This window comes from Paenibacillus sp. Root52 (assembly GCF_001426865.1).
GTDB lineage: Bacteria > Bacillota > Bacilli > Paenibacillales > Paenibacillaceae > Paenibacillus.
This window is the reverse complement of the sequence record NZ_LMFO01000031.1, coordinates 280,000-301,312: the sequence shown is the minus strand read 5'-3', so window position 1 is coordinate 301,312 and position 21,313 is coordinate 280,000. Positions and strand designations below refer to the sequence as shown.

The 21,313-nt window shown below is 44.9% G+C and carries 17 protein-coding genes; 2 read left to right on the top strand and 15 right to left on the bottom strand.

The features are described 5' to 3' along the window. Positions 1 to 28: 28 nt before the first annotated feature. The 6 genes from ychF to ASD24_RS26165 form a co-directional block, all read right to left on the bottom strand. On the bottom strand, positions 29 to 1,129 hold the full coding sequence (ychF, locus tag ASD24_RS26185; RefSeq protein WP_056702168.1) for a redox-regulated ATPase YchF: 1,101 nt from the start codon (positions 1,127 to 1,129) through the stop codon (positions 29 to 31). 222 nt (positions 1,130 to 1,351) lie between these two features. Next, positions 1,352 to 1,822 carry a GNAT family N-acetyltransferase gene (locus ASD24_RS26180; RefSeq protein WP_056702166.1) on the bottom strand — a complete coding sequence of 157 codons (471 nt, stop codon included), beginning with the start codon at positions 1,820 to 1,822 and terminating at the stop codon, positions 1,352 to 1,354. A gap of 366 nt (positions 1,823 to 2,188) precedes the next feature. Then, the gene (locus ASD24_RS30075) at positions 2,189 to 2,359 is read right to left on the bottom strand and encodes an aspartyl-phosphate phosphatase Spo0E family protein (RefSeq protein ID WP_082560566.1); all 171 of its coding nucleotides are present in this window, start codon (positions 2,357 to 2,359) and stop codon (positions 2,189 to 2,191) included. Between the two features lie 237 nt (positions 2,360 to 2,596). Then, the gene (locus tag ASD24_RS26175; protein WP_056702164.1) at positions 2,597 to 3,961 is read right to left on the bottom strand and encodes a hypothetical protein; all 1,365 of its coding nucleotides are present in this window, start codon (positions 3,959 to 3,961) and stop codon (positions 2,597 to 2,599) included. Between the two features lie 390 nt (positions 3,962 to 4,351). Further along, positions 4,352 to 5,710: a transcriptional regulator gene (locus tag ASD24_RS26170; protein ID WP_235540863.1), complete on the bottom strand. Its 1,359-nt coding sequence runs from the start codon at positions 5,708 to 5,710 to the stop codon at positions 4,352 to 4,354. A 614-nt stretch (positions 5,711 to 6,324) separates the two neighbouring features. After that, positions 6,325 to 6,579 (bottom strand): AbrB/MazE/SpoVT family DNA-binding domain-containing protein, encoded by a 255-nt coding sequence (locus ASD24_RS26165; RefSeq protein WP_056702162.1) that lies wholly within the window; start codon positions 6,577 to 6,579, stop codon positions 6,325 to 6,327. 405 nt (positions 6,580 to 6,984) lie between these two features. Between ASD24_RS26165 and ASD24_RS26160 the strand changes: the two genes are divergently transcribed. Next, positions 6,985 to 8,367: a transcriptional regulator gene (locus ASD24_RS26160; RefSeq protein WP_156395558.1), complete on the top strand. Its 1,383-nt coding sequence runs from the start codon at positions 6,985 to 6,987 to the stop codon at positions 8,365 to 8,367. 502 nt (positions 8,368 to 8,869) lie between these two features. Here ASD24_RS26160 and fni read toward each other — a convergent pair. The 9 genes from fni to ASD24_RS26115 form a co-directional block, all read right to left on the bottom strand. After that, positions 8,870 to 9,937: a type 2 isopentenyl-diphosphate Delta-isomerase gene (gene fni, locus ASD24_RS26155; protein ID WP_056702161.1), complete on the bottom strand. Its 1,068-nt coding sequence runs from the start codon at positions 9,935 to 9,937 to the stop codon at positions 8,870 to 8,872. A 251-nt stretch (positions 9,938 to 10,188) separates the two neighbouring features. After that, a complete protein-coding gene (locus ASD24_RS26150; protein WP_056702159.1) occupies positions 10,189 to 11,673 on the bottom strand; it encodes a phytoene desaturase family protein in 1,485 nt (494 codons plus the stop codon). Then, entirely contained in the window at positions 11,670 to 12,830 is a 1,161-nt protein-coding gene (locus ASD24_RS26145; protein ID WP_056702156.1) for a glycosyltransferase, read from the bottom strand. The genes ASD24_RS26150 and ASD24_RS26145 overlap by 4 nt, the downstream gene beginning before the upstream one ends. After that, positions 12,827 to 13,594, bottom strand: a complete 768-nt coding sequence (locus tag ASD24_RS26140) for a lysophospholipid acyltransferase family protein (RefSeq protein ID WP_056702154.1) — start codon at positions 13,592 to 13,594, stop codon at positions 12,827 to 12,829. The genes ASD24_RS26145 and ASD24_RS26140 overlap by 4 nt, the downstream gene beginning before the upstream one ends. Then, positions 13,563 to 14,330: a carotenoid biosynthesis protein gene (locus tag ASD24_RS26135; RefSeq protein ID WP_056702152.1), complete on the bottom strand. Its 768-nt coding sequence runs from the start codon at positions 14,328 to 14,330 to the stop codon at positions 13,563 to 13,565. The genes ASD24_RS26140 and ASD24_RS26135 overlap by 32 nt, the downstream gene beginning before the upstream one ends. After that, positions 14,330 to 15,202 (bottom strand): phytoene/squalene synthase family protein, encoded by an 873-nt coding sequence (locus ASD24_RS26130; protein ID WP_056702151.1) that lies wholly within the window; start codon positions 15,200 to 15,202, stop codon positions 14,330 to 14,332. The genes ASD24_RS26135 and ASD24_RS26130 overlap by 1 nt, the downstream gene beginning before the upstream one ends. After that, complete coding sequence (locus tag ASD24_RS26125) at positions 15,199 to 16,662, bottom strand: phytoene desaturase family protein (protein WP_056702149.1); 1,464 nt, start codon at positions 16,660 to 16,662, stop codon at positions 15,199 to 15,201. The genes ASD24_RS26130 and ASD24_RS26125 overlap by 4 nt, the downstream gene beginning before the upstream one ends. Beyond that, the gene (locus tag ASD24_RS26120; RefSeq protein ID WP_056702148.1) at positions 16,659 to 18,209 is read right to left on the bottom strand and encodes a phytoene desaturase family protein; all 1,551 of its coding nucleotides are present in this window, start codon (positions 18,207 to 18,209) and stop codon (positions 16,659 to 16,661) included. Before ASD24_RS26120 ends, ASD24_RS26125 begins: the two co-directional genes overlap by 4 nt. Before the next feature lie 337 nt (positions 18,210 to 18,546). Then, positions 18,547 to 19,491 carry a MerR family transcriptional regulator gene (locus ASD24_RS26115; RefSeq protein ID WP_235540861.1) on the bottom strand — a complete coding sequence of 315 codons (945 nt, stop codon included), beginning with the start codon at positions 19,489 to 19,491 and terminating at the stop codon, positions 18,547 to 18,549. A gap of 259 nt (positions 19,492 to 19,750) precedes the next feature. Here ASD24_RS26115 and ASD24_RS26110 point away from each other — a divergent pair, with 259 nt between their 5' ends. Next, positions 19,751 to 21,268: a phospholipase D family protein gene (locus ASD24_RS26110; protein ID WP_056702144.1), complete on the top strand. Its 1,518-nt coding sequence runs from the start codon at positions 19,751 to 19,753 to the stop codon at positions 21,266 to 21,268. Positions 21,269 to 21,313 lie beyond the last annotated feature (45 nt).

Sequence of the window (21,313 nt, the reverse complement as noted above, 5' to 3'; positions counted from 1 at the left end):
TCAGTCCAATTATACGTGGTTCAGCGGTTTATACGTTGAAACGGAAGTGCATAACATCGCCGTCGTTAACAACATACTCTTTACCTTCCAGACGAAGCTGTCCGCGTTCTTTGGCACCATTCATGGAACCAGCCGCAACCAGATCTTCATAGGAAACAACCTCTGCACGGATGAATCCACGCTCAAAGTCAGTATGGATTACACCAGCTGCGCCAGGCGCTTTGGTACCTTTACGGATCGTCCATGCACGAACTTCCTGTACCCCTGCTGTGAAGTACGTGTACAATCCCAGCAATTTGTAAGCTGCTTTAATAAGCAGGTTCAGACCGGAATCCTCGATGCCGAGTTCTTCCAGGAACATTTGTTTATCTTCGCCTTCCAGCTCGGAGATCTCTTCTTCGACCTTCGCACTGATTGGCACCACTTCTGCATTCTCAGCAGCAGCGAATTCTCTTACTTTTTGCACATAAGCATTGTTCGCTACATCGCCGATTTCGTCCTCAGCTACGTTAGCTGCATACAGAACAGGTTTGAGGGTGAGCAAGTGCAGATCGCGAACGATCAGACGCTCTTCATCGGTAAGCTCCATACTGCGTGCTGGCTTGTCTTCATACAGAACAGCCTTCACTTTCTCCAGTACTTCCACTTCTTGAGCAGCCGTTTTGTTACCGCCCTTCATGTTTTTCTTAGAACGGTCGATTTTTTTCTCAACACTTTCAATATCAGCCAGGATCAGCTCCAGATTAATCGTCTGGATGTCGCTTACCGGATCAATTTTACCATCCACGTGAGTGATGTTCTCATCGACAAAGCAACGTACCACGTGTACAATAGCGTCTACTTCACGGATGTGTGCAAGGAACTTGTTACCAAGACCTTCACCTTTACTTGCACCACGAACCAGACCCGCGATATCTACGAATTCAAACGCCGTTGGTACTGTCTTTTTCGGTACAACCAGTTCTGTCAATTTGTCCAAACGCTCATCAGGTACTTCAACAATCCCTACGTTAGGGTCAATTGTACAGAACGGATAGTTAGCAGACTCCGCACCAGCTTGTGTAATTGCATTAAACAATGTAGATTTACCAACGTTAGGCAAGCCCACGATTCCAGCTTTCAAAGCCATGTATATGACAACTCCTCATTCATTACTTGTTCGGTTCGAATAATCCTATTCATTATATATGACAACCCCCAGTGCATCAAGGAAGTTCGCTAATTCGATATGAACGGAATTTAGATAACCATGCTAACGTTTACGTCAGAATCTCATATACGCATCGTTTCATCTCAGGATTCGAACAGTCTAGAGTGATAACGTAAGCTAGCTCAATATCATTTTCCTAATTTATTTCCGTAATTCCTTGTACATCGTTAGATCTGTGACCTCATATCCCATCTTCTTATACAAGTTGCTTGCACGACCATTATGTCCAAACACATGCAGACCGATTCGATCTACCCCCAGATCTATAGCCGTCTGTTCCAGTGCCTTCATGGTCTCCGTACCATAGCCTTTGCCTTGATGTGCTTCTTCAACCAAAATATCCAGCAGGAATGCCTCCCTGCCTCGACGGTTATCCGTAATATTGAACCAGATATAACCTACGTTTCCGTCTACCTCATGAACTAGGTTATACACATAAGCACCAAGGGTATTCAATCCTTCTGGTAAATATCTGTCATACGATGCTTCTGCAAGTTGTTGTGCTTCTTCAGGAGCCCACGTCCCTGCCTCTACCTTCTCTCGTGCAAAATCTTGAATGGAGCGAACGCGAAAACTCGCGAACTCTTGGTCACTCATAGGTACAAGTTTCATTCGATTCTCCTTCTTTCTACTTCATCATCGTGCTATAACTTCCTATCTCACAGCATACGTAGATGCTCTATAATTCACAAGCTGTTTATCTTAGCTATGTATATCTATCTTCATGTTAAAACGTAGCACAACCGGACAGCCGCGGGAAAAATTACACTGAGACCGTCTGCGGCTATACCGAACACTTAGCTGGTCATACCCGTGTAACGGTAACTAACGATACGATATCTGTTAAAGAAGAATGCTCCTGAGCGAGTACGTACGTAGCATTCATCCAACTGATGAATAGCCTGTCCACACTGTACTCATGCTGAGATTAAATTATAGGAAGAGCGACTCGCCAAGAGCTCAGCCACAGTCGATGGATTACTTGATCGGCTTTTCTGTTTTGGCCTGGTTATATTCATTGATTAACTCATCCAGAATCATCGATTGCTTAATGACATCAGGATGCAGAAGATCTACATATTTCAGCTTCGTCTGATACAGCTTCTGCCTCGCTAATTCAATCTGTCTTATCAAGTCACTACGTTCCATATTCATCCTCCCCTGATGTGATATTCTAGAGCATTCTGCTATTTAGTGGGAAAGGATATATACTCCAACTTGATTTTAATTTTACATGTCGTTCTACACCACTCCGTAAAACCTTACATGCTAGTTTGTAAAAATCAACACAAAGAGGCATTCCGTATGATTTAGCTTCCTCATTAAAGGAAGTAACCACATAGGGAACACCTTGTATATCTGTTCTAGATACTAGCTTTCAAGGGATTAACTAGGGTGCGAGAATCGTTCACTAATCTTCCCCAAAAGAAATGCTGCTTTGGTGCTACTGCCTTCCCCATTAGGTGAATCACGGAGTTCACCAAATAAACCAAGGCAGTCCAGCATTGCATCCTTATTCCCGTTATTCATAGCAAATTCCAAGCCTCGTTGAAGATATTCCATGCCTTTATCAAAGTTTCTATTGGTTAAATAATACGTTCCTAGACCAGCCAATAGCGACCCATACTGGTCACTGGTTAAATACTTACTAACTTTACCAATTCTATTTTCCTGTTCCTGGTAAGTGAAATAGGATTCATACTGTTCCAATACCGAATCAATGTTCATATTATGCCGATTCGCTGCACTTACAATTGCACATAGAGCTGGGAAGATTTCATTCTTTCTTTCAGATATATATTCAAGATAAGACTCGAGAACCTCAACATTCCCTGACTTCAGTTCATACAAATACCGATTAGCTTCCGCCCATTCATTAAATTGGTTCATTACTACCATTTCCGCTTTATTAGGAGAATTTATCCACGTATAATCACTATATTTTTCGACATATTTCAGGGCGTTCTTGTAGTCTCCTAGATAAGAGTACGCACTCCCTTTTGCTAGGTGGGCATACAGCACATAAAAAACAATCTCCTTTTTCACCCACTCATCTTTATGTCTTCCATACAATTTATAGTGAATTTCTGCTCTCATCCTCAATTTGTCACTCAGTTCTAACAACTTACTCCAATTTCGCAATGAGCTATGTACATTAATTAGATCATTCAATCCATCAAGCTGGTACATCTCATCCAGACGATCTACAAACAACTCAAATTGAGTTGCAAGAGACTGATTCGTTTGTTGATTGTTAGAAAGTCCGATTGTAAATAGACGATACTGACTCAGAGCCAGTCGTTCCGAATGTTGCATCTTCTCACTCTCAGCAACACTATAATATAGAGGGCGAGCCGCTTCCAGCTTTCCTTCAGAAAACAACTGTTCCGCAAGATCAAACAAATGAGGGGCGTACGTTAGGTTGTCCATCACTAGACTGATCGTTTCTTTTATATTTTCAATTTGATTTAATTCAGCACAGCGGTACAAAAAAGGACCAAGTCTGCGCCAGTCTGGATTCGCATTTGCAAAACTTTCATTTATGTATAAATCATAGAAGTACCCTTCAGGAAAGCTCATCCCCGCAGTGAGTCGATCTAACTGTTGTACACCTATGGGACGCTGCCCACTTAGGGTACTGCTTAAGGTTCCTGAATTAATACCAGACACCTCTGAAAACTGATGAAGTGTCATACGATTATTTTTTAAATAGTCCTCGAAATAATCACGAATGGTCGCTGCTGAGTTCAAGAGAACACCACCTTATCTGAGGTATACGACTGAGTAGTAGTAAGTAAGAATTATACAGCACCTCTTCAATTTATATCAATTTCATATTTTATTTGGTAACCAGATCCGTTTAATAAATATTGGGGTTATCCCCAACTCCAGGATTCGTTTCACGAAATCGATAATAGCCCTATGCTCATCCGCATAGGGCTTCTCTACTGTATAAATAAAAAACCTCAATGGTGTAACCTTCAAGGCATATTAACTGTTAGCTTCCCATTCCATGACCATTCGTTGTCATGATCACAGGAGGTGTTGTTTCAGGAGATACTGGTTGAGTAGTCGGGATTAGTATTGATACTGCCACACTACATGTAATTGCTAGTAAAGCTAATTTTGATTTCATTTTTCTCACACCTCACAAATCAAATTTTTGTATTTCCCTTTATCCTCTTCAGATGCACAATATCGAAATTCTTCAAACGTTTTGATGCAACTCAACATACCGTCTTTATTCTTAATTGTAATAGCGAGTTCTAGCCCTCGAAGGATAAAATGAATTCCTCTATTATATTCTCGATGAGTTAAATAATATGTTCCCAAACCTGCTAATAAAGTGACATATTGGTCACTCGTATATTGGTCACTCGTATATTGTTCATTAATTTTCCCGATATGACTGACTTGCTCTCGGTACGCAAAATAAGAGTCATACTGTTCAAGGATGGAATGAATATTCATCTCAAATTGATTAGCTGCGGAAACTATTGCACACAAAGCAGGGAAAACTTCATTTTCTCTTGCTGAAATGTAGTTTAGATAGCTTGGCAACACTTCTGTCTTACCAGACATTAACTCATACAAATAGTAGTTACCCTCAGCCCATTCCTTAAACTGACGAATGACTCTTCTTTCGTCATCATTCGGGTCATTAACCCAACTATGATCCTTGTATAAAAGGATATACTCCAGGCCCTCTTCATATGCTTTGTTATTGAAACAAACTTCACCAAGCGCCAAATAGGCGTATAGAACATAAAATATAACCTGCTTTTTAGTTCTAGTCTCAGTCGCTCTCGATATCTTCTTGAATTCATACTGAATAGTTGCCTTTACTTTCAATTGTTCAGCCAGGATCTCTACCTTGTCCCAGCGTCGTAATGAAGCATAAACATTAATCAAGTCATTCAACCCATCCAACTGATAGGGCTCTTCGAGACGATCCACAAAAAATTCGAATTGGGTAGCTAGTGACAAGTTTTTTTGCTGATCTTTACAAAGTCCGATAGAGAATAAACGATACTGACTCAGAGCCAATCGTTCGGAGTGCTGCATCTTCTCGCTCTCAGCCACACAGAAATAAAGGGGTTTAGCAGCCTCTAGCCTCCCTTCTGCATATAATTGTTCAGCCAACTCAAATAAGAGAGGGGCGTAGGAAAGATTATCCATTAATAGTTTAACGGTCGCTTCGATACACTCCACTCTACCGAGTTCGGCACAACGTTTAAGAAAAGGGCCTATTCTACGCCAATCAGGATTCGTATTAACAAAACACTCATTTATGTATAAATCATAGAAATATCCCTCAGGTAACCCCATCCCTGCAGTGAGTCGATCTAATTGCTGAACTCCTATGGGACGTTGCCCACTCAACGTACTACTGAGCGTGCCTGAATTAATACCTGATAATTCGGAAAAAGAGTTCAGTGTCATATGTTTACTCTTAAGATAATCTTCGAAATGGTCGCGAATTGTGGTAATTGAATTCAAGAGAACACCACCTTTCAATAAGAAATTAGGCAACGGTCAATAAAATTATACATTATTTTTACATTTAATATCAATATTTACTTGTAAATCATTACCTTTATTTAGAAATATGAATGAATTCCTTGGGATCAAAATTACGTTGACTTGATCTGTCACTGTCTATCTCATAGATCAGAGTAATGGAATCTCATTTAAAATTTATACATAAAAAAATGCAATCAAGCCTCAGGCTTAATCACATCTTTTTTTCATTTACTATGTAGTTTAATTCTTTAACTACCGCAAGTAGCAACAAGACCAAGGTTACATATCACGTAATAGTTCAGCCATCCAATCACTGATCTCTTGCTCACATTCAACATTGCCTAAGAATACTAATGAACCGTTTGAATGAGCTTGCCCTCGTAATTAAGATCAAGCATCGCAAACAGATAACTAATCTGCTCAACGCCTTGCTGCTCTAAAAGCTCCGCTACTGGATCAATAATGAAGGAAAATCTACGTCCAAATAGTCGTCACTCAGATTAAATTCCTGCTCAAACGGACAAGTGTCATTTTCGTTCTGTACGAATTGAGCCATGATGTAGCTTCCTTGAAAATATAGAGGCTGTAACTTATAGTGGTGAGCCCATCCACACACTCAATACGGAGTGCGACTTAGAGTACTTGTACTCATGTTCTTGCCTTGTCTTTAAGACTCCTACAAGATCAATTAACTTTTTATGTTTACTAACTTCTAATTTCGCTTCGCCACTTTGGATAATCACATTAATTTTGTCGTCTGTAGCTATGCCCAGTTTTCTCCTTACCTCAACCGGAATTGTAACCTGTCCTTTTGAAGTTACCTTACCTGATTCATACACACTCATACACTACTCCCTCCTACTCTATTACTCATGTTATGATGCACTACTCGAATATTAAAGTATTACTTTCGGTATCAGGTAATAGACATTCCGATTAAATTTATCTTGATTTTAACGCTTGAGCGACTTCAGGATCAGTATGTTAGCCCAAACTGTTTTACATGTTAATCTGTCTTACATATTTTATCAATCCCAAGTAGGTATTTACCGTTCCAATGTACTTCTGTAATGTGAGTTATTTCCCATTATCATAGTCATTAAGAACAAACTTCTAAAATCCATACTTATCCAAGGAAAATCCATATTATTTGTAAAATTATTGTATTACTTTATTGACCGTTGTTTATTTATAACATATCATTCATTTAAACAGGAAATATATGGTTTATTTAAAAAGGTGGTGTTTCCTTGAATCCAATAACGACAATACGCGAACATCTAGATAACTACTTAAGGAAAGAACAGATGACGCTCAATCATTTTTCAGAGTTATCAGGAGTTAATTCAGGAACATTGAGCAGTACAATAAACGGGCTACGTCCCATCGGTATGCGGCAGTTAGATCAAATAACGATTGGGATGGGACTACCTGAGGGTCATTTTTACGACTTATACATAAATGAGTGTATTATACATTCAAATCCCGATTGGCGACGTCTTAAGCCATTTCTGTATCGTTGTGCCGAACTCGGTAGAGTCGATTGTATAGAAGCAGCCACTATGCTATTAATGGATAGCCTTTCCTACATTCCGCTTTTATTCGAGACCGCTGAACAACTGTATAACGCTGAAAAGTTCAAAGCAGCTTTACCAATTTATCGTTGCATAGTAGAAAGCGAGAAAATGCAACATTCTGAGCGCTTAGCATTAAGCCAATATCGGATATTTACCATTAGTCTTTCTAAAGATCAAATGAAAAATCTATCCCTCGCAACACAATTCGAAGTCTTCGTTGACCGAATGGACGAGTCTTATCAGCTTGACGGCTTAAACGACTTGATTAATGTTTTTGGTTCATTACGTCAATGGGATCATGTGTTGAAGTTGAGCGAAAAGTTAGAGGTAAGAGCAACGATACATTATGAATTACATGGTAGCTCAAAACCTATAGGAGTAAAGAAAGAAAGCATCTTCTATATTTTATACTCTTATTTAGCAATGGGCACTGCATACTTTTATCTTGAGAATTACGAAAAAGCTTTGGAGTATGTCGCAAAGTACAGCGAACAAAGTTGGGTGGTTTCTCCTAACAAAGCGGAAGAAACGGTTATGCAGCAGTTTCGGGAGTGGGCGGAGGCTAACCGTTACATGTATCTTCTACGGGATGGCCAAGTGCATGTGTTACCTCAATACGTTGAGTACATTTCGACCAGGCAAAATGAAGTATTCCCGGCTTTATGTGAGATAGTTGTTGCGGCTAATGAGTTTCTGTTAGATATTGATCACATTCTTGTAGAGTACGAACACCTCCTATTTTACCAAGAACAGATTAGTCGAATCGGAAAAATCAGCAGTCAGCTTACAGGCGATCGCTATGGGCGTCTACTCATGGGAATAGGAGCATATTACCTAAAAAAAGGTGATTACGAGAAAGGATTTTCATCCTTACTGGGGAGCATCACAGCTTCCCTCGAAATTAGTAATGGTTTTTGTTTACTTAAATGTGTGGGCATATTTGAAAATTATCGAAAGTATGCATCGGAAACAGTCATTTCGCAATACCAAATTCTAATCGGTGAGGTGCAAAATCTCAATGAGAAAAAAATTAATTTTGCTTATAGCAACGTTTAGTATTGCTACTGTAATTACTGCTCCTGCTACTATCCAAGCATGTGGCGAAACTCCACCACCACCAGCAGTAATCATGACTACAAATAGTCACGGATTTGGAAGTTAACAAATTATAACGGCAATAGAGGCATTGTCAGCAGGCGTATCTTTACGGGTTGCGCTTATGATAATGCCTCTTATCTTTTATTACAGTCTGGAGAAACGAATTCTAGACAACAACTCAGTCTAGTAGACAATGTAAATAAGCCTTCAAGTTGATCTCCCTGTCCAACGACAGGTCTCATCCACTTGAAGGTAGTTTAATTTCTTTAACTACTACCCATAGCGACCTAGACCACGGTTACATATCACGTAATAGTTTAGCCATTCATTCACTAATCTCTTGCTATAAGTTCTCATTCTATCGTACTCCATAGAGTATGCGACATGAGCTTGGGGTTCAGCCCCTTCAGGACATAAAGCCAAATCCCATTAGGACAGAACCCCATACCTCACTAACATCCTATCGTCTCTCAATTAGCCTAGACGTACCACGCAACTCATCTACAGTCCCAGCACCGATACCGAACATCACGGTGCGTAGCTCGAATTCAACCTGCTCTAGCCGCTGGCTTAACGCTTCATCAGAAGCAACCGCCGATTCAAGCAGTGAGCGTCCGAACCCGGCAAGGTCAGCGCCAAGTGCGATCGCTTTAGCCGCATCGACTCCGCTATGCAGCCCGCCGCTGCCGATGAGTGCACCTGCTGGATTCAGAGTACGCACCTCACGGATGCAATCCGCTGTTGGAATGCCCCAGTCTGCGAATGCTTCTGCTGCGGCACGTCGTACCGGATTGGTATTCCGATATTTCTCGACCTGCACCCAGCTCGTGCCACCAGCACCTGCTACATCCACGAAGGCTGCACCTGCTGCATATAACCGCTGTGCCATCTCTCCATCCATGCCGAAACCTACTTCCTTCACACCGACGGGGACATCCAGCTTCGCGCACAGCTCCTCAATCCGTTGTAACAGCCCACTGAAGTCAGTGTTGCCCTCGGGCTGGAAAATCTCCTGCAAGCTGTTCAGATGCAGCACAAGCATGTCAGCACCCGCAATGTCCACAGCACGCTGGAAGTCAGCAGTGGTAAAGCCGTAATTCAGTTGCACTGCGCCAAGGTTGGCAATGACCGGGATATCCGGTGCCCAGCGCCGTACGTCGAAGGTATGTGCTAGTTCGGGCTGTTCCACGGCAGCCCGGATTGAACCTACGCCGAGCGCCCAGCCTCTGGCGTTCGCTACACGCGCCAGCCGCTCATTGATGGCGCCAGTTGTTTCGCTTCCGCCCGTCATCGAACTGATGAGCAAGGGCGTACGTACTTCTTTTCCAATAAAGGCCGTCTCTAGACTTACCTCGTCAAAGTTCAATTCAGGCAGTGGATTATGACGAAACGCATAACGTTCCATCCCACTGGTTATCCCTTCCCCTGCCACATTCTCCTCAAGACAGAGGCGCACATGTTCCAGCTTCCGTTCGCCTGTAGCCACTTCAGGAAGCAGTCTTTTGCCAGCTCGCTCTTGTTCGTTCATGATGAGACCCCCTTATGTGAGAATTGTGCTGATCGACAGGATAACCTGCCCACTTCCCTACTTCTAGTCCTTGTTTATAGCTTGCACTTCTATGTATCGTACAAACGCTCTCGTTTGCAACGTATCGGTTCAGCGGTTGTAGACGCTATTTGGCATCAACTCTACCAGTATACCGTTCCATACTTACGAATGAAAGGTTGCCCCGAAACACAATGAATTGTACGTTTGAATTCCGAGGAGTTCTTCCGTTTTTATCTTACGCTCATCTCAGAGGCAATCTGTTCCCCAACCAACTGACCAGACAACGTTACGATGGGTGTTCCACCACCCGGATGTGTTGTTCCGCCAACATACCACAGTCCACGCACATCCTTGCTCCGATTACCTGGTCTTGCAAAGGTCTGCTTCACCGAGTTGGACGAAATACCATAGATAGAGCCTTGATGCGCAAGCGTGTCCTGTTCAATCTGCTTAGGCGTATAACGGATGAGGACGTCCGATTGCTTCAATCCCGTGATGCCCCGGGCTTCCAATTGATCTAACACAAACTCACCATACCGATCCATCTGCTCATCCCAGTTCCACGCATCCGACAAATATGGAGCATTCACGAGAATGAACAGATTGCTTGCACCCTCAGGCGCTCTACTCGCTTCCGAATAACCGGAGTAACAGATATAAATCGTTGGATCGGTTGGCATTTGGCGATCACGGAAAATGTCCTTAAACTCCGGTTCATACTGCTCTGGGAAAAATACGGTGTGATGCAGCAATGCATCATACTGCCTGCGTACACCTGCCAGTGTAACAAAACCGGAAATAGACGGCTCATATTTTGCAATACGGGCATCCGTCATTTGCTTACGATATTTAGGTTCGACCAGCAACCGATTAACGCTTAGTACATCTCCATTGGCAACCACCTGATCTGCTTCATGGAAGCCTTGATCCGTATCTACCCCGACTACTTGCCCATTCCGAACAACAATCTGCCGAACCTGAGTCCCGGTAACGATCTGAACGCCTTTTTCCTGTGCCAGCTTCACCATACCTGCAATTAATTGATAGGTTCCACCTTCGACGCCGTAGATCCCCACATCTGCTTCGACATGTCCCATCATCGCAAAGATTGAGGGTGCTTGATAAGGTGATGATCCAACATAGGTCGCGTAACGACCAATCATCGCTAACGTATGTGGATGCTTGAAGTAGGATCGAAGCAGCGTATCCAGCTTAACCGTTGGACGCACCCTTAACAGACTGCGCAGCATCTGCAGGTTATATTTTTCTTTGGGGGAGATGAGCAGTTTACCGAGAAAATGTTGATTCGCTTCCGCATAGAGTGCAGCCGACTCATTCATAAAAGCATCATACTGGAGCGCATCTTCCGGGCTATATACCGCAATCTGCTCCTTCATCCACTGCCGATCCCGAGACAGATCCACCACCGTACCATCTGCAAAAACATTACGTGTACGCGGCTCTAACTCATACAATCGCACATAATCCTCCATCTCAACACCTGCATGCTCAAAGACCGAGCGAAATGAAGATGGCATCGTAATCGTACTTGGGCCGCGGTCAAAATGGTATCCGTCCTTCTCAATCTGCTGCAGCTTCCCTCCGGCCTGCTGTTGGCGTTCCAAAATGGTCACCTTCACGCCTTGGGAAGCCAGTCGAATAGCACAGGATAAGCCACCGAACCCTGCGCCAATAATAATGATGCTTCTCTTCAATTATACCGCCTGCCTTTCCATACATACCCTTTGCCGGAGCGTCCTGCCCGCCACGAGGCAACCCCAATTGCTATAACGCAGGCCATGCTAATCGGTTGCAGGAGTGCAAGCCACCAAGGCTGTCCCCCGGCATAGTCCGCAACTCTTTTTACCGCCATGCCCAGCAGAGTTCCTACGAGCCCATACGTAAGAGCGGTCATATCACCAGTTAACACACCGAAGATTACTCCGAGCGGCGGTACCAGATACATGAGCGTATACATCAACAACGTACCCAGCAGAAGTGCATCCTTGCGCCCTAAGCCTTCATACATATTTTTCTTATACCCATTCCACACTTCCGAGCCATTCTGATACATTCGGGTTGTCGTCACGTCATGCACATCAGCCAGTGTAACAGGATGACCTGCACGTTTTACCGCCTTGGCGAGGCTCATATCATCTACCAGATGCGCTTGAATGGCAGCATGTCCTCCGGATGCCTCATAGCTGGAACGATGGATCAGCAGAAAGGCTCCTGTAGCAGCAACGAAGAGCGGGCTGGAAGACCTGCGTATCATAAAAATAGGCAGATGACTAATAATGGTGAACACCATCATCGGTACGACAAGCTTCTCCATCCATGTCTTCGTGACCTGGTAAGGGAAACCTGTCACTAAACCTCCACCTTGCTCTACTCCTGCGGCAAGTGTCTGCCGAATGGCAGTAGGCTTCAATCGTACATCCGCATCCACAAACATATACCACTGTCCCGCCGCCTCTTGAACCAGCCGGTGACAAGCATGAGATTTCCCCATCCACCCTGGAGGCAGATCAACGCCCTGTAATAGACGTACACGTGAATCCTGACTCACTATACGCTGAATGATCTCAGCCGTATCATCCTCAGAGCGGTCATCCAGAACCAACACTTCCATGCGGAAGCCAGACGTATCACTCGCAAGCACACTTTCCAGACAGCCTTGAATGTGCAGTGTTTCATTACGTGCTGGAATCAGCACAGAGACGAGAAGTTCATCGTCTGAGGCCGGACGCAGGATACGCTGGGCATCCAATGAACGAACCTTAGGCAAGCAGGATAGATTCCATATCGCAAACAGCAATTGCACGCCTAATACACCAGTGAGAACAATCCAACTTATTTCAGATGCAGTCATCGCTTACGGCTCACCTGCTTCCGTGCGGCATCGTATTTTTCACTCGTAGAAGAACGATGACGAATCAGCGGAGTCGCGTCCTGCAATTGACCTCGTACGCTGTTCATCAGTTCTGTTTTGTGATCATCTAACTGCTGTTCTAACACCAATCGAAGTTTGGCCGCAATCTCTTCACTCTTCCAAGCATGCCAGTTTTCCATGATTGGCAGACCTGCACGCATAGAGATTTCCGGTAAATCATACTGAACCATGCCATGACACAGAGTCACAGGTACAGCAATAGCCTCTGGCGAGCGCCGAAGTAGCAGCCCAATTCCCGGACGGAATTGGATCGGTCTTATATCTTGATGCAGAATCTCACCTTGCGGAAAGATCCACACCCTTTTGCCTGCATTCAGTAGTTCTGACGTGTATTGCATAGACTCACGGATCGCCGATGCACTCTCCCTGTTGATGGAATAAGCACCTAGCTTACGAAAAAAAGCAAACCGCTGTAGCTGCTGTTCTTCCATCATAACGTAGTGATCGCCTACCGAGGTCTGCTGCGTTGCATGATAGAGCAGCAGACCATCCCACCAGGAACTGTGATTCATGAAATAGATCACGGGTCTCTTCGGCTCGATCTTCATCTCATATCCGGGAACCCGGTGGGGATCAAGCGAGCCTGAGAGTGTAAACGAACGAAAACGCCGACGCAGTAAATAATAGTGGTTATATCGTGAGAACACATGGTTAAACGATTTGGACTTTGCGGCGCGAATCATACAGCCAGCTCCCTTCTGCCAGAAGCACGCCAGCAAGTGCAATCACGAAGCTACCTGTAATGCCTTCCTTCAGTGCAAGCACACCGAACAGAAGGATGAACAATTGATACAACCATTTGGCACGCAGCAGGGTGCTGCGATCTCCAGGCATAGCCGGCAGGAACAACGAAAGAAAAGCGCCCATAATGAACCAGCTTACGTAGTTACTCCACGGAACGCCGTAGAATCCACCCCCAGCTCCCCAATGCCAGAATCCGCGAGCATGAGCTACTGGGTCTAGCACGAGATCCAGCACAATCGCCCAGAATCCGGTTTTGACTGCACGGATGAGCTTGCCAGACCACGTTGAACCACCACCACTTAGGATCGCCGAATTGCCAACAACAGCAATCCAAGCGAAACCTAACGTCACGGGTACGTTGAATAGATGGATGCCGAAGTAGTCCGAATACGCATACTCACCGAATGGCCACTCCGTATGAACGCCCAGCCATTCAATGCCCATTCCGCCAAGCCAAATAATGAATGAGGCCAGCCAGAGACTGGATTCTTTCCAAATGACTGACCGGTCGGACATTCCAGTTCGGTACCGTCCCTTGTAGATTAGGTCTAGCACATATAGCGCATAGAAGATTAAGAAAAGTCCGTTGGAGAAGGATAGAACATCCGGCACACCAATCGTAAGCATCAGTACAGCGCCGATCGTATACCACACCCAATATAAACCTTGAATCATTAGGAAACCGCCGTTCGGGAAGCCTGAAATGCCAGCATTGGATAACGCTTCACAATCGCTCCCAGCATCTCCAATTTCAGTTCATCGGTAACATAAGCACGTTTCGAATATACATCATATTCATTACGCTCCACCGCATGTAAGATCGTTGAATAAAATGCAGCAGCCAGTTCAATCGCAAACGCACTATCCACCGGATACGTATCAAGACGATCCATCCCCACGCGGAACCAGTCCAGTGCTGCGACCTTCAATTCATGAACGATCGCGATCCAGCGTTCGTCAATCACACCATTTTGCCAATCAAGCTCCGTATATCCATGCTTCTCCATCACTTCAAGTGGAACATAACGTCGTGCTCTTGCCCGATCTTCGCCCACATCCCGAATAATATTCACGATCTGCATGCCTTTGCCCAGAGCAATTCCGTTGACAGCCACTTCTGCACCATTATCATCACGTAGCACAGGCAGCAACATCTCGCCTACCGTTCCGGCAACAAGATAACAATAATGCTCCAATTCCTTCATTGTTGTGTAATGCGTAACTTCCAGATCTGTGAGCTGCCCTTCCATCTGACGGAAAAACGGTCCTTTATCCAGATGTGGAAAGCTTGCAAATAACCATCTCAGCGCTGGCCATATGAAATGTCCTTCTGCTTCGTCCAGTTGTGTAAACAAATCACGAATCTCATGGATGGTATATGCCGATTGTTCCGGCTCATCCACGCTATCATCAATCATGCGACAGAACGCATAAATGACATAAACTGCTTCACGACGCGGACTGGGAAGGCCTTTAAAGGCTTGATAAAAAGAAGTCGAACCTTTCTTCATCAACTCTTCGCACCTGCTCAAAATTGCTTCGTTCATGTTCCCATCTCCTTCATGAGTTGATTTACAGCCATACGCGCACCCTGCATCACGATCGGCACTCCGCCACCTGGATGTACTGATGCTCCCGCAGCATATAGCCCCTTAATTGCAGGAAACGGCTTAGGTTGTGGTCGATATACCCCGGATTGAAACAGAACCGGCGCAATACCGAAGCTTCCACCGCCATATAGTCCATCGCGCTCTGCATCTGCTGGCGTTCTTACTTTTTTCCATTGGATGGCAGCACGCAGTCCCGGGAACCCACGTTGTTCTGCTTCTTCAAGCACACGCTCTACGAGCAGCTCACCTTCCTGTGACCAATCCACGCCTTCCGCATCCGGTACTGGAATGAGGAAATATAATACGCTCTGACCTGGAGGTGCAGCTGTCTCATCTAATGCAGCCGGGTTAAACACGTAGAATGAGGACTTATCTGGAATTCGGCGTCGCTCGAACACTTCACGTAAACTCCCATCAAGGCTTGGAGGTAAGAAGAATTGATGTGTCGTAGCATCCTCCCATTTTTTGTCTACTCCTAGATAGATTAACACACATCCAGAAGAAGGACGATACGGCTTGCGTTTGCGTGGAGCTTCAGGGATCTCTCCAAGTAAACTGGATAAGTGGGGAAAGTCGCCATTGTAGATCACAGCGTCCATAGGCTCGAAACCGTCTGCAGTCTCGATTCCTTCACATTTTCCTTGGTTAATCTGGAGTCCGGTCACTTCGGTGTTCAATACAACGCGTCCACCGCGCGCAATCAGTTCCTTTTCCAATATACCTGGCAGTGCGGCATAACCGCCTTTGACCATCCATATTCCATATTCGTGCTCCGCATAAGGTAACAACGAATAGATGCCAGGTGTCCCGAACGGTGATCCGCCAATGTATAGGCTTTGTAGCGAATACGCGTCGAGTAGTTCCTCGTGTTCAAAATAATCGCCTACAGCCTTCCGCACACTTTTGTGTGCACGCAGTCTGCCCATCAACGACATGAGGGACGGAGTGAAGAAATCTCTTTTTCGAGGAAAAGCTCGCTCTAGAAATGCTGCACGTCCTGCCGGAAAGAGTGTATCCATATCCGTCATGAATCGGTAAAACCCTTTACTCTCACCAGGAAACAGACGTTCAATCTCTTCTGCCTGAAGTGAACGGCTGGTCATTTTGGTCATGACTCGACCACTGCTGTAATGAACCCTGTAGAGGGGGTCACAGCGTAACAACTCCACCTTGGAACGATCTACACCCGCTTCTTCCAAAATGCCTAATAACATCTCTGGTAGAAGTACAATGGTTGGCCCTTGATCGATCCGATATTCTCCCTCTTGTTCGAATCCTATACGTCCACCAACACGTGAACCGCGCTCATAAACCGTAACATCCCAACCTTGGCGATTCAGCAATAATGCTGACGTTAATCCTCCAATGCCTGCACCTATAATCGCCGCGCGCTTCATGAATGACCTCCAGCTTCTGCCGACTGTTGTACATAAGGGGTTGGGCGGGACTGTGTGCGTGCATCTTCTTCTTGAATAAGTCTCACGCTAATTCGTGCGGATTCAAAAATCGTAGGCAATCCGCTACCCGGATGCGTTCCACCACCAACGAGCCACACTTGCTTCAGCTCTTCGAATTGATTATGTGGTCGCAGATACATCATTTGACCAAGATTGTGAGCCATATTAAACGTTGCTCCGTTGTATACATCCAGTTCATTTGCCCAATCAAGCGGCGTAAACAGCATCGATTCTTCAATGCGACTACGAATGTCTGCCAGCTGAGGAATCGCCTCCATCCGCTTCATCATCGCTTCGCGAACGTTCTCCCGTTCCTTCTCCCAATCAATGTCTCCTGTAAGGTTCGGAGTGGGCATAAGAACATAAATTGCAGATTTTCCTGCAGGAGCTAGCGTCGAATCGAGCTTGGAGGGGTTATGAATATATAGAGATGGATCAGCGGACAACACTTTGTGCTTCGTAATCTCGTCTACGTTAACTCGGTAATCGTCAGGGAAGTACACGGAATGATGCGGCAGATCGATCTCGCCATCTACACCGAGATACAGCATCGCTGTGGAACAGGAGTACTTTTTCTGTTTCATCTTCTCAGGTGTATATTTCTTAAGGACGCCTGGCTCGAACAGATTCGTTACAGCATGTGCGAAGTCTGCATTCACAACAACATGATCTGCTTCAATGCGTTCACCGTTCTCAAGCAATACACCTTCTGCACGACCATTGCGGACAATGACCTGATCTACGGGGCAGGATGTATGTATTCTTCCGCCGAACTCTGTGATCACATCAGCCATCGCATGGAACACACGGTTCACACCACCAATTGGATGATACAGTCCATACTGATGCTCTATAAATGATAAAATGGTGAATGTGCCAGGACAATCCCAGGCAGACATACCCAAGTATTTGGATTGAAAAGTAAATGCCCAACGCAGTCGCTCATCTGTAAAGTAACGTGATAAAATCCCGTAAACGGTATTGTGGATATCAAGCTTAGGAAGAGCTGTTATCGCATCCTTGCGCAGATAGTCCGTCAACTTACCAAAGGGTCTACGAAGTAATGGCATCACTTTACCGAATTTCACTTCTTCATCTTGCATGAACCGATGATAGTTATCTTCATTACCGGGAAAAAGTTCCTTAATCTGCGCGGCTGTTTGCTCGCGATCCCGAGAAGGCGTGAATACCTTATTACCAAAGTTCAGTGCATATAGCGGTGTCAGTTCCTTCATGTCTACATAATCGGATAGCTTGCGTCCAACGACATCGAACATTTCTTCAAGCAATTGGGGCATCATCAGAAACGTTGCACCTCGGTCAAACTTATATTCGCCGAGTTCGAGTCTGGAAGAGCGTCCACCAATTACGGGTTGTTTCTCATAAACATCCACTTCGTATCCTTGACCGGATAACAACATGGCTGCTGCAAGCCCCCCTGGGCCTGCGCCAATGACAGCGGCACGTTTACGTTGCTGATTGGGCATTAAGCCACTCACCTTTCTTCATCTCGCTACTCTATTCTTATAGCTTCTAACCTACTATTAAACCATTCAACACCATTCTAAGCGGATAAAACACCAAACGTTATACAAATATAATACAAATATTATACGACCTTGTAAACTGTACATTCTACACTTCCTGTTTAATGCACATAACATCGCATTGAATGCAAAAAAACACCCTTACCGCAGCTGCGTTCAAGGATGCTTATGATCAAGCTTATCTATGGAATGTTGATACATATGACGCAAATTCACATAACTTGATCGTTTGAGCCATACATTAAACCTGTCCATTACAACATGTCGCTCTACTAAGTTAATACTGTAATCCTGGTGGCATATCAACCAAGTACTCCCGCTCTAACCAACCTTGCCATTCTGACGAATGCTCCGGCATAATCCAATCTGGATAGGTTGCTTGTTCGGCACGCTCATATCCTTTTCCTCCAAGGACAAAGTGCATATGCGGGAATTCATCTTTAATCCGACTCACCAACTGATCACAACGCTCCATCAATCCTGGGCTCGTAATGGAGAGACAGACCAGCTTGATCTTCTGCTCACGAATAATTGGAAAGATGCCCTCTTCCGGCGTGTTGGCTCCAAGGTACAGCACCTCAGCTCCATTTTTACGCATAAACAGGGAGAATAGCAGCAACCCCACCTGATGATGCTCCCCTTCTGGGCACAATGCTAGGACTTTGGGTAAGTGCGGATAGATCGGGAACAGATGGAAAAACTGATAAAACCGTTGTGAAATCAGTTGGGTCATGAAATGCTCTTGCGCTACAGAGGCTCTCCCCTGCTCCCAAGCATCACCAACCCGAACTAGAATGGGCACAAGTACATGATAGAACATCGAGTCGTATCCATACATCGTAAAGCCAAAATCAATCAGACCGTTGGCTCGTTCACCCTGGAATTGATATAGGGAGTCGTAAATTTGATCCGCAATCCGTTGGTACGATTCTTCCATGGTGGGAACAGGAGTCGTACTCGGGGTGGGAATGAACGGTTCCGCTGGCTTGGCTTTGTTCGCCTTCAACATCCGCACTGCTTCTGAAATATTGGTCTGATGTTGCTCAACCTGCTGTTTCAACCAGCGCAGATCTTCAACATTTTCATCTGTATATAACCGATAACCCGATTCCGTTCGTTCAGGAGTGACCGCGCTGTAACGATTTTCCCAAGCTCGGAGCGTTACCGTTGGAATGTCCAGCATGGCAGCGACCTGTTTGATGGAATACACTTTAGTCCCCACTCTCTTTCTTAAAATATCCAAATAAAACACGCTCTGAAATGCTTGACGTGGCCTTATCCGTCTCCGCCAGGTTCACATTTCGAGATTATATGAAATTTAAAACATTCTACAAAAATAATACACTCATTATACACAACAGCTACACCCCTGTCGATTCATCAAGACAATTTAGTAGCACCTGGCTTGTCCAATTTTTCTTCTATACCCAGTCCTGTGCGTCAACATTCATTCCAACGTGGTAATAGTAGTCAGCTAATTTATGAAAGGGGGGCATTGCTTGTTTTCTTCTCGCCACACATCAACCAAACCCAAGGCATCCGGACGCCGCTTCCCATACATACGCGCAGCGCTAGGTCTCCTTATTCTATGGCTCATCGCAGTCATGCTCTATCAGACGTATAAACCGCTGCCACCAGGCATCTCCTATGAAAGTCCGGAGTATCGTACAGATCAAGTGCAGTTTCTTCATGATCTGACGTACCCTTCCGAAGATGGACTGATGGAACATGAGCAGCAGATTTACCAACGTATGCTGCAGATCGTTGAAGATGCTGAACAATTCGTTCTCGTGGATATGTTCTTATTTAATGATTATCAGCACGAAGGGCAACGATTCCCGCCGATCAGTGCAGAATTCACAGATGCGATGATAGCCAAAAAGAACCAACATCCAGATATGGACATCTGGTTCATTACCGACGAAGTAAATACGAACTATAATTCAGCGCCGAACCCGCTATTTCAACAAATGAAACAAGCGGGAATTCACGTGGTCATCACCAATGTCGATCCACTCCGCGACTCTACGCCGGTATACTCGGCAGTGTGGCGTACCTTCTTCCAATGGTTCGGACAGTCCGGCAAAGGATGGATTCCTAACCTAATGGCAAGCGACGGCCCGGATGTTACCTTGCGGTCTTACTTAAAACTATTAAATGTAAAAGCCAATCACCGCAAAGTCGTCGTCAGTGAGAAGACAGCGATTGTATCCTCAGGCAATATCCATGACGCGAGTGCCTATCATTCCAACATTGCCTTTGAAGTCTCTGGCCCCATCATTGAGGATATCCTTCGCTCAGAACAGGCGGTATTAGACATTTCTGGGGGTGGAACTGTACCCGTATATTCTCCCACTGCCAACGATTCGTCCGTGGATTCGAGCACTAACTCCAACGAGGGCGACCTGCGTATCCGCTATTTGACCGAAGGCAAAGTAAATGATGCAGCCTTGCATGAGATTAACGCAGCCGAAAAGGGTGACGTGTTATGGATGGGCATGTTCTACATTGCCTCACCTAAAGTGCTGGATGCACTTCTCGCAGCGGCAGAGCGCGGAACAGAGATTCGGCTTGTACTCGATCCAAACGAAAATGCATTTGGTCAGGAGAAGATCGGCATTCCGAATCGGCCAGTAGCTGCTGAGCTACATGGCAAGTCAGACGGCAAAATCCAGATTCGTTGGTATAACACAACCAAGGAACAATACCATACCAAAATGATGTACATCGCCAAAGCAAGCGGTGATCACATCGTTATTGGCGGGTCGACCAATTTCACACCACGAAACTTGAATGATTACAATTTGGAAAACGACCTATGGGTTGCTGCCCCTCCAGATAATGAATTCACCCAAAATGTTGCGAATTATTTTGATCGCATTTGGAATAATGATGATGCGGAGTTTACGTTGAATCTTGATGAATTTCAGGAGAAAACAACGTTCTTGAAAGGAATTTTGTATAAGCTTCAACTCATCTTGGGCTTTACGACCTTTTAATCCACCCTCTAAAGGGTCTTTCTGTCCTCTCTGTTCTGGTGTAAA